This is a genomic window from Methylobacterium sp. J-092 (assembly GCF_022829325.1).
Lineage (GTDB): Bacteria > Pseudomonadota > Alphaproteobacteria > Rhizobiales > Beijerinckiaceae > Methylobacterium.
This window is the reverse complement of sequence record NZ_JAKSXU010000226.1, coordinates 1-14,037: the sequence shown is the minus strand read 5'-3', so window position 1 is coordinate 14,037 and position 14,037 is coordinate 1. Positions and strand designations below refer to the sequence as shown.

The following is a 14,037-nucleotide window of genomic DNA, read 5'->3' as shown; positions in this document are numbered from 1 at the left end:
CGGTTCCGGCGTTGCCGCGGCGGGGGCACCGACTTACCTTCCGGTCGTTACCCCGTCGAGCGCGGCGCGCGGCACGATTCCGCACGCCCGTCCAGAAGACCTCGACAAGACGGAGAATCTGATGACCTTCACCCTGCCGGAACTGCCCTACGCCTACGACGCGCTGGCCCCGTACATGTCGAAGGAAACCCTCGAGTTCCACCACGACAAGCACCACAAGGCCTACGTCGACACCGGCAACAAGCTGCTCGAGGGCACCGGTCTCGAGGGCAAGAGCGTCGAGGAGATCGTCACGGCGAGCTACGGCAACAACCAGCCGCTGTTCAACAACGCCGGCCAGCACTTCAACCACCTGCACTTCTGGCAGTGGATGAAGCCCAACGGCGGCGGCGCGATCCCGGGCAGCCTCGCCAAGAAGATCGACGAGGATCTCGGCGGCGCGGAGAAGTTCAAGGCGGACTTCATCCAGGCCGGCATCGGCCAGTTCGGCTCGGGCTGGGCCTGGCTCGCGGTCAAGGACGGCAAGCTCGCCATCATGAAGACCCCGAACGGCGAGAACCCGCTGGTGCACGGCGCCAAGCCGATCCTCGGCGTCGACGTGTGGGAGCACTCCTACTACATCGACTACCGCAACCGCCGCCCCGACTACCTCAAGGCGTTCCTGGAGAACCTCGTGAACTGGGAACACGTCGAGACGCTGTACGGCGAAGCCACCGCCTGAGACGGCGTAGCGGAGGTCGCCGCTGGGCGGGCCGGGCGTCGCACCTCGCGGCGCCACGTCCCGGATCGGCGACGGCCTTCACCCATCTCTTGGACGATCACGCCACCGCCTCTTCCCTCCCCCCGACGGATCTCGGGCTTGCCCGAGATCCGCAACCCCGTGTGCCCAAGTCGGGCAGGCCCGACTTGGGTGCGGGGGGAGGGAAGCCACCCCTGACAGGCGTCGTCCCGCCCCGAGGCGTCCAGCACCGGCCGTTTTCGTCGCGTTCGATCGCACGGCCGGTGCGTGTCCACCAACGGGCCGCGTCCAAGCTTGGCGACGGCGGCGTCCATCCGCCTACGACGCACATTGTCCCGCCGGTCGGGAGCGCCCGTTTCCCGGCGCAGGTCTCCGAGGGGGAAATCGATGCCCGGCGACCTCGCAGGTCTGCTCGACGGCTCGGCCAACTGGATCGCCGACCGAACCGGAACCAGGCTGGCCCTTCCCCTTCTCGGCGCCCTGGCCGGTTTTGCGGCCGCGGCTCTGCGACTGTACTTCTCGCATCGGCGGAGGCGGATCGAACTCAAGCCCGATCTCAGGAAGCTCGAGGCCAAGCGTTGGAATGAGCACATCAAGCTCTATGGCAGCTTCTCGAACACGCTCGGGATCGCTATCGTAGGTGCCGCCTTCATCGTACCCTACGTCAAGGATCACAACTGGCCGCAGGGCGAAGCCATCTGGTGGATGCTCCTCGGCGCCGCGCTGCCCGCCTCCGGGCAGTTCGTCATTCGGTTCATCCAGAGCGAGAGTTGAGCGATGCCCGACACGAATCTCCTCCTTCTGCTGGTCGGCGTCGTCATCGGCGGGGCCGTGGGTTTCTTCGCTCTCGGCAGCCGGGCGTTCCGCCCGCGCGGCGCGGAACAGGGCTCGGCCAGCAAACCCGTCTCTGCGCATCGCTGATCCGCCCCCCGGCTCAGACGGGCAACAGCCTTCATCCATCCAGGCGACGGTGAATCCACCCCAACTTCCCTCCCCCCTCTGCGGGGGAAGGTGAGCCTCGCGTCAGCGAGGGTCGGGTGAGGGGAGCGCCATATCCGGACAGCGCGCTCCCCTCTCCCGACCCGCTTCGCGGGCCACCCTCCCCCGCACCCAAGTCGGGCCCGCCCGATTTGGGCACACACGGTGCGGATCTCGGGCAGGCCCGAGATCCGTCGGGGGGAGGGAGAGGCGCTTCCGCTTCGGTCGCGGCGCATGACGTCGGCTTGCTGAGCCGCCGGCTCGCATCCGATCCGGCGAAAACCGCGCCCTGTGCGCCACCTCACACCGGCCCCGATCACCGCGCTTGACGCAGACCATGATGGTCATCATGTCGGCTTATACATGATGACCATCATGTTCGAGCAGGAGAGATCGGCCATGTCCACCAAGCCCGCAGTTCTCGTCACCGGCGCCTCGTCCGGGATCGGTGCCACCTATGCCGACCGCTTCGCGCGGCGCGGCCACGACCTCGTGCTGGTCGCCCGCGACGGGCAGCGCCTCGAAGCCCTCGCCGACCGGCTGCGGCGCGAGGCCGGAATCGCCGTGGACGTGGTCCAGGCCGACCTGACCGTGGAGGCCGACCTCGCCGGCGTCAAGGCGCACCTGCGTGAGGACGCGCGCATCGGCGTGCTCGTCAACAATGCCGGCGCGGCGGTGCTGGGGCCCTTCGTCGATCAGAATCCCGGTCCGCTCGCCGCCCTCATCGCCCTCAACGTCACCGCGCTGACGCGGCTCGCCAACGCCGCGGCGCCGCGCTTCGTCCGGGCCGGCACCGGCGCGATCATCAACATCGGCTCGGTCGTCGGCCTCGCCCCGGAACTCGGCATGTCGGTGTACGGGGCGACCAAGGCCTTCGTGCTCTATCTCAGCCAGGGGCTGCATCTCGAGCTCGGGCCCAAGGGGGTGCACGTCCAGGCGGTGCTGCCGGCCGCCACCCGCACCGAGATCTGGGAGCGCTCCGGCGCCGACGTGAACACCCTCGACAACGTCATGGAGGTCGGCGAGCTGGTGGACGCCGCCCTCGTCGGCTTCGACCGGCGCGAGACCGTGACGATCCCGCCGTTGCCCGATGCCGGGCAGTGGAGCGCCTACGAGGCCGGGCGCCAGGCGATGCTGCCCAATCTCGGGCGGCCGCATGCGGCGGAGCGCTACCGCGCGGCCTGAGCCGCCGGCGGCTCAGGCCAGCGCGGCGGCGGCGAGCCCGGCCTCGGTCAGGTAGGGCCGGAACAGGCTCGCCACCTGGGCCGCGCCCCAATCCAGGTGCTCGCGCCGGACCTCGCCGAGGCCGCGGCGCGAGCGCAGGTAGTCGATCCAGTAGGTCGAGACGATCCAGGCGTTGACGATCAGGTGCTCGGTCTCCGCCGGGCCTGCCCTGAGCAGGCCCGCCGCCTTCATCCCGGCGAGCGCCTGCCGGACGTGGTCCTGGCCGGAATCGCTGACCGTCTTCAGCCGCGGCCGCAGGGCCGGCGCGAGCCGGAAGATCGTGCCGCCGTCGCGGTAGAAGAAGCGCCACTCCCACATCAGCGTGAACCAGCCGGCGAGGTAGGGGGCGTAGCGCGCCTCGCCCGCCTGCGTCGCGTAGGCCGTCGCCACCGCCTCGAGCCGTTGCTCGAAGGCCGAGAACAGCGCCTCCAGGATCTGCTCCTTGCGCTGGAAGTGATAGTAGAGATTGCCCTCGTTGATGCCGACCGCGGCGGCGATCTCGGCGGTGGTGACGGCGGCCGGACCGCGCTCGTTGAACAGGTCGCGGCAGGCCGCGAGCACGCGGTCGCGCGTGCCGGGCTTCGCGACGCGCGTCGCGCCGCTCCTGCCCGCGGCCCCGGCAACGCCCTTCGGCAGATCCTTCGCGCGCGCCGCAGGGCCCGTCCTCATCGCCCCGCCCTCATCGCCTCAGGCCCGCCGTCCGACTTGGCCGCCCCATCGATCCACCTGCACCCTGATCCGGCCTGCGATCCGCCGAGCGCGGGGCGCGTCCGGCACCATCACGTTTCGCGCCAGATGCATTTTACGGTGGTAGCCCGTTGACGTCTATAAGGTGTCCACCTTAAATCGGGGCGACGCGCGAAACCGCCGGAGCCCGATGCCATGAACGACGCCTCGCACCCCACGAGTCCGCCTCGGGCGCCCGCCTCCGCCGCGGACGCCGCCCGGCATTTCGACGTGCTGGTCGTCGGCGCCGGGCTCTCCGGCATCGTCATGGGGCACTACCTGCAGACCGAGTGCCCGCGGAAGACCTACGCCATCCTGGAAAGCCGCGACGCGATCGGCGGCACCTGGGACCTGTTCCGCTATCCCGGCCTGCGCTCGGATTCCGACCTCTACACCTTCGGCTTCAGCTTCCGCCCCTGGCGCAGCGACCGGGCGATCGCCGACGGCGCCTCGATCCTGAGCTACGTCCGCGAGACCGCGCAGGCCGAGGGCATCGACCAAAAGATCCGCTTCGGCACCCGGGTGATGCGGGCGGCCTGGGATTCGGCCGCCGCCCTGTGGACCCTCGACGCCGAGGTCGGCGAAGCCGCCGAGCCGGTGCGCTACACCTGCGCGGTCCTGTCGGTGTGCAGCGGCTACTACGCCTACGACCACGGCTACAGCCCGGACTTTCCCGGGCGCGAGCGCTTCGCCGGGCCGGTGGTGCACCCGCAGGCCTGGCCCGAGCACCTGTCCTGGGACGGCAAGCGCGTGGTGGTGATCGGCTCGGGCGCCACCGCGGTGACGCTGGTGCCGGCGATGGCCAAGACCGCGCAGCACGTCACGATGCTGCAGCGCTCGCCGACCTACATCGTCGCCCTGCCGAGCCGGGACAGAATCGCGCATTGGCTGCGCGAAAAGCTGCCGGCCGGCCTCGCCCACCGGCTGACGCGGGCGAAGAACGTCGCGCTCGGCATCTTCTTCTACCAGTTCGCGCGCAAGAAGCCGGCGGCGATGACCAAGCGCATCCTCGACGGCGTGCGCGCGCAGCTCGGCCCCGACTACGACGTCGCCAAGCACTTCACCCCGAGCTACAAGCCGTGGGACCAGCGCCTCTGCCTCGTGCCGGACGGCGACCTGTTCAAGGCGATCCGCTCCGGCGCCGCCTCGGTCGAGACCGACACGATCGCCAGCTTCACCGAGGACGGCGTCCGGCTCGCCTCCGGCAAGACGCTGCCGGCCGACATCGTCGTCACCGCCACGGGCCTCCGGATGAAGATGATCGGCGGGATGACGCTTTCCGTCGACGGCAGTGCGGTCGAGCCGGAGAACACGTTCCTGTACAAGGGCATGATGCTGTCGGGCGTGCCGAACTTCGCAGTGACGATCGGCTACACCAACGCCTCGTGGACCCTGAAGAGCGAGCTGACCGCGCGCTATCTTTGCCGGCTCATCAACCACATGGACGCCAACGGCTTCGCGCGCTGCGAGCCCCTGGCGGATACCGGCCGGCTCAACACCGAGCCGACCCTGCCGCTGACCTCCGGCTACGTCACCCGCGCCGCGCACCTGCTGCCGAAGCAGGCCGACACCAAGCCGTGGAAGCTGCACCAGAACTACATCCTCGACACCGCCGCCCTGAAGTTCGGCCGCCTCGACGACGGCACGATGCGGTTCTCGCGCCGCGAGACGGCCAAGCGCGCGGCGTGAGCCTCCCTTCCCTCCCCCCGACGGATCTCGGGCTTGCCCGAGATCCGCACCCTGTGTGCCCAAGTCGGGCAGGCCCGACTTGGGTGCGGGGGAGGGTGGGCCTCGGCTGACGCGAGGGTCGGGAGAGGGGAGCGACAGTGCCGGATGCGGCGCTCCCCTCTCCCGACCCGCTTCGCGGGCCACCCTCCCCCCGCAGAGGGGGAGGGGAAGTGGACCGCGCGTTTCATCCACCAAACATGCAGCGAGCCCCCATGCCGAACTGGAACCTCGAGAACCGCACGGCCCTGATCACCGGCGCGGCGAGCGGCATCGGCCGTGCGCTGGCGGTGGGGCTGGCCGCGCGCGGCTGCAACCTGGCGCTGGCCGACCGCAACGTCGCCGGGCTGGAGGAGACCGAGCGGATGATCGCGACGAACCGGGTCCGCATCAGCCGCCACCCCCTCGACGTCGCCGACCGCGACGCCATCGCCGCGCTGCCGGCCGCGGTCGAGGCGGCCCATGGCGGCCTCGACGTGCTGATCAACAATGCCGGCGTGGCGCTCGGCGGCACCTTCGAGAACGTGACGGAGGCCGATTTCGAATGGCTGTTCGAGATCAACTTCTGGGGCGTGGTGCGGATGACCCGCGCCTTCCTGCCGCTGCTGCGGGCGCAGCCGGAAGCGCGGATCGTCAACCTGTCGAGCCTCTACGGGCTGATCGCGCCGCCGGGCCAGACCGCCTATTCCGCGAGCAAGTTCGCGGTGCGCGGCTTCTCGCAGGCGCTGCGGCACGAGCTCGCCGGCACCGCGATCGGCGTCACCGTGGTGCATCCGGGCGGCGTCGCCACCTCGGTCGCCGACAGCGCCCGCCTGCCCGCGCACATGACCGCCGAGGAGGCCGCCCGCGGCCGGGCCGCCGCCAACAGGATGCTGAAGCTCGCCCCGGAGCGGGCGGCCGAGATCATCCTGGCGGCGGTGGAGCGCCGGCAGGGCCGGGTGCTCGTCGGCTCGGACGCCAAGCTGATCGCGCTGATCGAGCGCCTCGTGCCGGTCTCGTACTGGAACGTCATCCAGAAGCTGCTGCCGCGCGACCGCGCCGCGACCTGAGCGCGGATCGCCGCGGGCCACGGCGAAAGCCTTGCCGCGCGGAGAGCGAGGCACACCTCCCCTCGACCGGTCCCGGACCGAAGCGAAGTGGAGCGCGCCGATGGATCACCCGATCGCCGACCCGGCCCAGGCCGGTGCCGAGGAAGGCCTGCTCGGGCGCCCGCAGGTGCGGGTCGACGGCCCGGCCAAGGTGACGGGCCGGGCGCGGTTCTCCTCCGACGTCGCGCTGCCGGGGCGTGCCCACGCCGCGCTCGTCACCAGCACGATCGTGCGCGGGCGCATCCGCGGCTTCGACCTGGCCGCCGCCGCGGCGACGCCGGGCTGCCTGCGGATCTTCACCCATCGCGACCTCGCCGGGCGGATCGCGCCGGTGAAGCACCTGATGGCCGGCGGCTACGCCAACAGCGCGCACCTGCCGCTCGGCTCGGACGAGGTCGCCTATGCCGGCCAGATCGTCGCCCTCGTCGTCGCCGAGACGCAGGGCGCGGCCGAGGAGGCCGCCGCCCGCGTCCGCGTCGCCTACGCGGAGGCGTCGTTCGCGGCCACCTTCGACGAGGCCGGCGCCGAGACCGTGCGGCTGGCCGACCTGAAGCCCGAGCACGCGGATCCGCGCCGGGGCGATGCCGACGCCGCGCTCGCCCGGGCCGATATGCGGATCGCGGCGCGCTACGAGACGCCGGTGCAGCACCACAACCCGATGGAGCTGTTCACCACCGCCTGCGCCTGGGACGGCGGCCGGCTCACCGTGCACGAGCCCTCGCGCTACGTCGGCGCGCTGCAGCACGGGCTCGCCGCGCAGCTCGGCATGGACCCGGCCGACATCCGCGTCGTGTCGGGGCCGATCGGCGGCCATTTCGGCTCGAAGCTCGCGCTGTCGCAGCACACGGCGCTGGTCGCCCTCGCCGCCCGCGACCTCGGCCGCCCGGTCGCGCTGGTGCCGACCCGGCGGCAGGGCTTCACCATCGCGAACCACCGCCCGGAGACGCGCCACGACCTCCGCCTGGGCGCCGACCGCACCGGGCGCTTCACCGCCCTGGTGCACGAGGCGGCGATGACGACCTCGCGCTTCGACGCCTTCGCGATGGAGGGCACCGACGTGACCGCGAGCCTCTACGCCTGCCCCGACATCCGCACCGACGAGCGCGCCGTGCGGGTCGACCGCAACACGCCGGGCCCGATGCGGGCGCCGCCCGAGGTGCCCTACCTGTTCGCCCTCGAGAGCGCGGTCGACGAGATGGCCTGGGCGCTCGGCCTCGACCCGATCGCGCTGCGCCGGCGCAACGACACGGTGACCGACCCGGTCTCGGGCAAGCCGTTCTCGTCGCGTCCGCTGATGGCCTGCTTCGATGCCGGCGCCGAGGCCTTCGGCTGGTCGCGCCGCATCCCCCGCCCCGGCGCGATGCGGGACGGGGCCTGGCGGGTCGGGCTCGGCTGCGCCACCTCGGTGCGGCCGGTGAAGATCGCCCCCGCGACGATGCGCGTCGCGCTTCGACCCGACGGCCGCGTCGCCGTCGAGACCGCGCACCACGAGATCGGCAACGGCATCACCACGCTGCTGGCGATGGCCGCGGCCGACGGGCTCGGCGTGCCGATCGCGGCGGTGACGGTGCGGCTCGGCGACACCGCGCTGCCCCCGGCCGGCATCTCGGGCGGCTCCTCGACCACGACGAGCCTCCTCAGCACCCTGGCGCTCGCCTGCGAGCAGCTGCGCGCGCGGCTGGCCGCCGCCTGCACCGCCGCCGGCGCGCCGCTGGCCGGCGCCGACCCCGCGCGCCTGCGCCTCGTCGGCCGACGGCTGGCGCGGGCCGACGGGGGCGGCGTGGCGCTCGACGAGGCGGTCGCCCGGCTCGACCCCGCCGGGATCGAGACCCTGGCCGAGTTCGTCCCCGAGGGCGGCGGCGCGAAGAGCCTCGACGCGCTGCGGGCCGGCCACATCACCCTCAGCAGCGGCGGCGAGCACCTGTCCTGGGCGTTCGGCGCGCAGTTCGCCGAGGTCCGCGTCCACGCCGAGACCGGGGAGATCCGGGTTTCGCGCCTGCTCGGGGCGTTCGCGGCCGGGCGCATCCTCAACCCGCTGACCGCCCGCAGCCAGCTCGCCGGCGGCATGATCTGGGGCCTCGGCTCGGCGCTGCTGGAGGAGACCGTGCTCGACCGGGGCCACTACCGCAACGCGGATCTCGCCGAATACCTCGTCGCCACCGCGGCCGACACGCCCGAGATCGAGGTCCTGTTCGTCCCCGACGAGGACCGGAAGGTGAACCCGCTCGGCCTGAAAGGCTTGGGCGAGCTCGGCATCATCGGCGTCAACGCGGCGATCGCCAACGCGGTCTACCACGCCACCGGCCAGCGCCACCGCCGCCTGCCGATCCGCGGCGAGACCCTGGCGTGACGGGGCCCTAGCGGCCGCACGCTTGCGTTGCCGGCGGCCGCGACCGTAAGCCTCCGCCGGGCTTCAGCAACGGTGGGCGGCGTGACGGCACTCGCATTCGGGACGAACCGGTGATCCGCGCGATCCTCTCCGTCGGGGGCTGGACGCTGGTGTCGCGGGTCACAGGCTTCGGCCGCGACGTGGTGATGGCGGCGGTGATGGGGGCCGGGCCGATGGCCGATGCCTTCGTCGTCGCCTTCCGCCTGCCGAACCATTTCCGCGCGATCTTCGGCGAGGGCGCGTTCAACACCGCCTTCGTGCCGGCCTATGCCGGGCTGTCGGAGGCCGGCGCGGACGGCGCGGCGCAGCGCTTCGCCGACCGGATCTTCACGCTGATGCTGGCGGTGCAGATCGCGCTGCTGGCGCTCGCGCTGCCGCTGATGCCGTGGGTGGTGCGGGCGCTGGCGCCGGGCTTCTCGCAGGATCCGCAGCGCTTCGACCTCGCGGTGGCGCTCACCCGCATCACCTTCCCCTACCTGCTGTTCATGACGCTGGTGACGCTGCTCTCCGGCGTGCTCAACGCGCAGCGCCGCTTCGCCGTGGCGGCGGGCGCGCCGGTGCTGCTGAACCTCGCGATGCTGGCGGCGTTCGCGCTGGCCTTCCTGTTCCCCGACGCGGCGCACGCCGCCGCCTGGGGCGTCGCGGTCTCGGGCGTGCTGCAGTTCGGGCTGCTGTGGTGGGCCTGCCGGCGGGCCGGCGTCGCGCCGCGGCTCACCGCGCCGGCCGTCCGCGATCCGGCGATGCGCCGGTTCTTCACCGTGCTCGGGCCGGCGGTGATCGGCGCGGCCGGGTTCCAGATCGCGACGTTTGCCGACACCATCATCGCGAGCTGGCTGCCGACCGGCGCGGTCTCGGCCCTGTGGTACGCCGACCGGCTCTACCAGCTGCCCTTCGGCGTCATCGCCATCGCCGCCGGCACGGTGCTGCTGCCGGAGATGAGCCGGCGGATCGCGGCCGGCGACGTCGCCGAGGCGCACGCCGCCCAGAACCGCGCCGCCGGGTTCTCGCTCGCGCTCTCGGCCCCGTTCACGGTGGCCTTCCTGACGCTGCCCGGCCTGACCATGGCCGCCCTGTTCCAGCGCGGCGCCTTCTCGGCCGAGGATGCCGCGCGGGCCGCCTCGGTGCTGGCCGCCTACGGGCTGGCGCTGCCGGCGGTGGTGCTGGTGCGCTCGGCGGTGGCGAGCTTCTACAGCCGGCAGGACACGCGGACGCCGCTCTGGGCCTCGCTCACCGCCATCGCCGTCAACGTCGTGCTCAAGCTCTGGCTCACCGGCCCCTACGGCGTCGCCGGGCTCGCGCTCGCCACCGCGATCAGCCAGTGGGTCAACCTCGCGCTGCTCGTCGCCCTCGCTTGGCGCCGCGGCTGGACCGCGCCGGGGCGCACGCTCGGCCTCACGGTGCTCGGCGTCGCGCTCGCCTGCGCCGGCTTGGCGCTGGTGGCGGTCTACGGCCTGCCGCTGGCGGAATCCGTCGTGCCCGCCCTGCCGCGCGGCCGCGAGATCGCGGTGCTGGCGCTCCTCGGGATCGCCGGCGCGGCGATCTACGGCGGCCTGCTCGCGGGCCTGCTCCACCTGTTCGGGCTGCGCCTGCGACGCGCCTGAGATGGGCGGCGGCCGCGATCGCGGCGGTCGCGATCGCGGCAGTCTTGCAGCCCGGAAGATTGCACACCAGCAGTTGAGCTATCGTTCTCTATTTCACTCTTGAATTTAGATCTTCCAGGAAACGAGGACAAACAATTGCACGTCTTCGAATTCAGCGTCATTTAAGTCCTTCGCACTAGGATGACCTCAGTCGCACAATCCGAGGACCGTCCCATCATGCGGTTGACCATCAAGGCCGCGCTGATCGGCGTCATCGGCATCCTCACCGTCGGCATCGCCGGGCAGGGCCGGTTCGCCGCCTCCAAGCTGCGCGCCGTCAACGCCAGCGCGACCGAGATCGCGACGAACTGGCTGCCGAGCGTGCGCTGGCTCGGCGAATTGAAATACGCCACCGCCCGCCTCCGCCTCGTCGACGCGCGCTACGTCCTGGCGGCCGAGCCGCCGGCGGAGCTCGACGCGGTCGGCGCCACCCGCCTCGCGGCGATCGCGAAGGCCGTGACGTCCTACGAGCCGCTGATCTCGAGCCCGGAGGAGGCCGCCCTGTGGGACGGCTTCAAGGGGCAGTGGGCCGCCTATCTCGACCTGCGCGGCCAGCTCGTCGCCGCCGCGCGGGACGGCGACAGGGCACGCATGGTCGCCGCCTTCGACCGCTCGCGGATGCCGTTGGACGCGGCCTTGAAGGTGCTCGACGCGGATTCCGCCCTGAACGACCGGGGCGGCGACGCCGCCTCCGCCGACGCCGCCCTCAGCTACGACTCCGCCCTGCGGCTCACGGTGGCGGTCTGCGCCGGCGCCCTGCTCTGCGCGCTCTGCGGCATCGCCTTCGTGATGCGCGGCATCGCCCGGCCGCTCGACCGCATCATCGCCGCGATGGGGCGGATCGCCGGGGGCGACGCCACCGTGGCGGTGCCCGGCCGGGGGCGCCGCGACGAGGTCGGCGCGATCGCCGCCGCGATCCAGGTGTTCAAGGACAACCTGATCCACGCCCGCACCCTCGAAGCGGAGAGCGAGGCGGCGCGGGCCGGCGCCGCGGTGCAGCGCGCCGCCGCGATGCGCGCCGTGGCCGACGGCTTCGAGCAAGCGGTCGGCGGGATCGTCGGCACGCTCGCCGCCTCCGCGACCGAGCTGCAGGCCACCGCCCGGACGATGACGGCGACCGCGACGGAGACCGCCGACCGATCCGCCACCGTGGCGGCGGCGGCCGAGGAGGCGGCCTCGAACGTCAACACCGTCGCGGCGGCCGCCGAGGAGCTCGGCGCGTCGGTGGCCGAGATCGGGCGCCAGGTCAGCGGCTCGGCCGACCTCGCCCAGGCCGCCGTGGCGCAGGCGGACGACACCGTCCGGCTCGTCGACGCCCTCAGCCGGTCGGCCGGGCGGATCGGCGACGTCGTCGGCCTGATCGCCGACATCGCCGGCCAGACCAACCTGCTCGCGCTCAACGCCACCATCGAGGCGGCGCGCGCCGGCGAGGCCGGCCGCGGCTTCGCGGTGGTGGCCTCCGAGGTCAAGGCGCTCGCCGCCCAGACCGGCCGGGCGACGGAGGAGATCGCGGGCCAGGTCACGCAGATCCAGGGCGCGACCGGCCACGCGGTGGAGGCGATCGCCGCGATCACCCGCCGCATCCGCGACATCGACGCGATGGCGACGACGATCGCGGCGGCGGTGGAGGAGCAGGGCGCGGCGACCCGGGAGATCGTGCGCAACGTCGGCCAGGCGGCGACGGGGACCGGCGCGGTGACGAGCACCATCGCCGGCGTGTCGAGCGCGGCCGAGGAGACCGGCGCCGCCGCCGCCCAGGTCCTGACCTCGGCCGGCGCGCTGTCGCGCCAATCCGGGCACCTGGGCGCGGAGGTCGACCGCTTCCTCGCCACGGTGCGCGCCGCCTGACGGCGTCAGGCCTTGCGCGACGGGCCGGCTACTCGTCCGGGTGCACCGCCGGCGACAGGTCGATCGGCAGGCGCGGGCCCTTCAGCTCGGCATCGCTCGGCAGCGCGCGCGCGTCCCAGCCGCCGCCGAGCGCCCGGATCAGGCCGACGGCGGTGGTGAAGCGGGCGAGCCGCACCTGCAGCGCCGCGACCTCGTTGTTGAGCTGCAGCGCCTGGGCGGTGACGACGGTGGTGAAGTTCTGGGTGCCGGCGCGGTACTCGTTCAGGGTGATCTCGACGGCGCGGCGGGCCAGCGTCACGGCCTCGTCCTGCGCCACCTGCTGGCGGGCGAGGATGCGCACGCCGACGAGGCCGTTCTCCACGTCGGCGAAGGCGGCGAGCACGGTCTGGCGGTAGTTCGCCACCGCCGCGTCGTAGGCCGCCCGCGCGGCGGTGATCGCGGCCGAGCGCGCGCCGCCGTCGAACAGCACCTCGCTGCCGGCCGCCGACACCGCCCAGACCTGGTTGGCCGCCGAGAGCAGGCCGTTGCTGGTGAGCCCCGAGATCCCGCCCGAGGCCGAGAGCGTCACGGTCGGATAGAGCGCGGCCACCGCGACGCCGATCTGCTCGCTCTGCGCCTGGACGGTGCGCTCGGCCTGGGCCACGTCCGGGCGGCGCTCGAGCAGGGCGGCGGGGATGCCGACCGGCACCGCGGGCGGCACCAGCGCCAGCGGCGCCACCGGCAGCGACAGCTCCGAGGGCGGGCGGCCGACGAGCGTGGCGATCGCGTTCTCGAACTGGGCGCGGGTGAGGGTCGCGGCGATCGCCGAGGCCTGGGTGGTCTGCACCTGCGTCTGCGCGGTGATCACGTCCGAGCGCGCGGCGACGCCGGCATTGTACTGGTTCTCGGTGATCGCCACCGTGCGCTTGAAGTTCTCGACGTTGGCGTTGAGCACCCGCACCAGCGAATCGGCGTAGCGCAGCGACAGGTAGTTGTTGGCCACCTCCGCCTGGATGGTCAGGCGCGTCAGCGCCAGCGTCGCGGCGTCGGCCTGGGCCAGGGCCGCCTCGGTCTCGATGGTCCGGCGGATGCGGCCGAACAGGTCGAGCTCCCAGCTCGCCTGCCCCTGGATCGACACGGAGGTGCGCTCGGAGCCCAGCGTGCGCGAGCGGGTGATGCTCGGGGCGCCGATGACCGTCGGGTAGAGCGCGGCCTGGGCCGACTCGACGATCGCCCGCGCCTGCCGGTAGTTCGCCACGGATTGGCGCAGGCTCTGGTTGTCGACGTCGACGAGGCGGATCAGCCGGTCGAGCGCCGGGTCCTTGAACACCCGCCACCAGTCGCCGCGCTCGGCCGCGTCGTTGGGGAGGCCGGGGCGCCAGTTCTTCCGCGACGCGACGAAGGCGACCGAATCCTCGCGGGCGCCGCCCTGCTTGAACGCCAGCGGCGTCTCGACGGACGGGCGCGCGTAGTCTGGGCCGACGACGCAGGCCGACAGGGCGGTGGTGAGGGCGACGAGACCGCCCGTCCTCAGGACATGGCGCCAAGCTGGGTGCGCATCCCCTCTCCCCGCGCGCGGGGAGAGGGGGGTGCGCCGACCCCGTCCTGCATCGATCGAAACCGCATCATTCCCCCGCCGGCAGGGCCGCTGCGCCGCCGCGGCGGCGGGCGTTCACCCGGTGCCGGAGGCGGTCGAGGCAG

At 72.8% G+C, this 14,037-nt stretch carries 11 protein-coding genes; 9 read left to right on the top strand and 2 right to left on the bottom strand.

What is annotated here, in order from left to right:
- Positions 1-121 precede the first annotated feature (121 nt).
- From MKK60_RS28100 to MKK60_RS28085, 4 genes are all read left to right on the top strand, one after another.
- Complete coding sequence (locus tag MKK60_RS28100; protein ID WP_147729591.1) at positions 122-721, top strand: superoxide dismutase; 600 nt, start codon at positions 122-124, stop codon at positions 719-721.
- Between the two features lie 405 nt (positions 722-1,126).
- Complete coding sequence (locus tag MKK60_RS28095) at positions 1,127-1,513, top strand: hypothetical protein (protein WP_243989345.1); 387 nt, start codon at positions 1,127-1,129, stop codon at positions 1,511-1,513.
- A 3-nt stretch (positions 1,514-1,516) separates the two neighbouring features.
- Positions 1,517-1,660, top strand: coding sequence for a hypothetical protein (locus tag MKK60_RS28090; RefSeq protein ID WP_187274983.1), 144 nt, complete (start codon positions 1,517-1,519; stop codon positions 1,658-1,660).
- A 456-nt stretch (positions 1,661-2,116) separates the two neighbouring features.
- On the top strand, positions 2,117-2,902 hold the full coding sequence (locus MKK60_RS28085) for an SDR family NAD(P)-dependent oxidoreductase (protein ID WP_243989344.1): 786 nt from the start codon (positions 2,117-2,119) through the stop codon (positions 2,900-2,902).
- A gap of 12 nt (positions 2,903-2,914) precedes the next feature.
- Here MKK60_RS28085 and MKK60_RS28080 read toward each other — a convergent pair whose 3' ends face one another.
- On the bottom strand, positions 2,915-3,610 hold the full coding sequence (locus MKK60_RS28080; protein ID WP_147844384.1) for a TetR/AcrR family transcriptional regulator: 696 nt from the start codon (positions 3,608-3,610) through the stop codon (positions 2,915-2,917).
- 213 nt (positions 3,611-3,823) lie between these two features.
- Here MKK60_RS28080 and MKK60_RS28075 point away from each other — a divergent pair, with 213 nt between their 5' ends.
- The 5 genes from MKK60_RS28075 to MKK60_RS28055 all read left to right on the top strand — a co-directional run bounded on the left by MKK60_RS28075 (position 3,824) and on the right by MKK60_RS28055 (position 12,357).
- Entirely contained in the window at positions 3,824-5,356 is a 1,533-nt protein-coding gene (locus MKK60_RS28075) for a flavin-containing monooxygenase (RefSeq protein WP_279604285.1), read from the top strand.
- A gap of 251 nt (positions 5,357-5,607) precedes the next feature.
- Complete coding sequence (locus MKK60_RS28070; RefSeq protein WP_243989343.1) at positions 5,608-6,441, top strand: SDR family NAD(P)-dependent oxidoreductase; 834 nt, start codon at positions 5,608-5,610, stop codon at positions 6,439-6,441.
- Positions 6,442-6,541: 100 nt separating this feature from the next.
- A complete protein-coding gene (locus MKK60_RS28065) occupies positions 6,542-8,830 on the top strand; it encodes a xanthine dehydrogenase family protein molybdopterin-binding subunit (protein WP_243989342.1) in 2,289 nt (762 codons plus the stop codon).
- 110 nt (positions 8,831-8,940) lie between these two features.
- Complete coding sequence (gene murJ, locus MKK60_RS28060) at positions 8,941-10,470, top strand: murein biosynthesis integral membrane protein MurJ (RefSeq protein WP_243989341.1); 1,530 nt, start codon at positions 8,941-8,943, stop codon at positions 10,468-10,470.
- Positions 10,471-10,686: 216 nt separating this feature from the next.
- Positions 10,687-12,357: a methyl-accepting chemotaxis protein gene (locus MKK60_RS28055; RefSeq protein WP_243989340.1), complete on the top strand. Its 1,671-nt coding sequence runs from the start codon at positions 10,687-10,689 to the stop codon at positions 12,355-12,357.
- Positions 12,358-12,385: 28 nt separating this feature from the next.
- Here the strand turns inward: MKK60_RS28055 and MKK60_RS28050 are convergent, their stop codons facing one another.
- On the bottom strand, positions 12,386-13,870 hold the full coding sequence (locus MKK60_RS28050; RefSeq protein ID WP_147863002.1) for an efflux transporter outer membrane subunit: 1,485 nt from the start codon (positions 13,868-13,870) through the stop codon (positions 12,386-12,388).
- Positions 13,871-14,037: the final 167 nt, after the last annotated feature.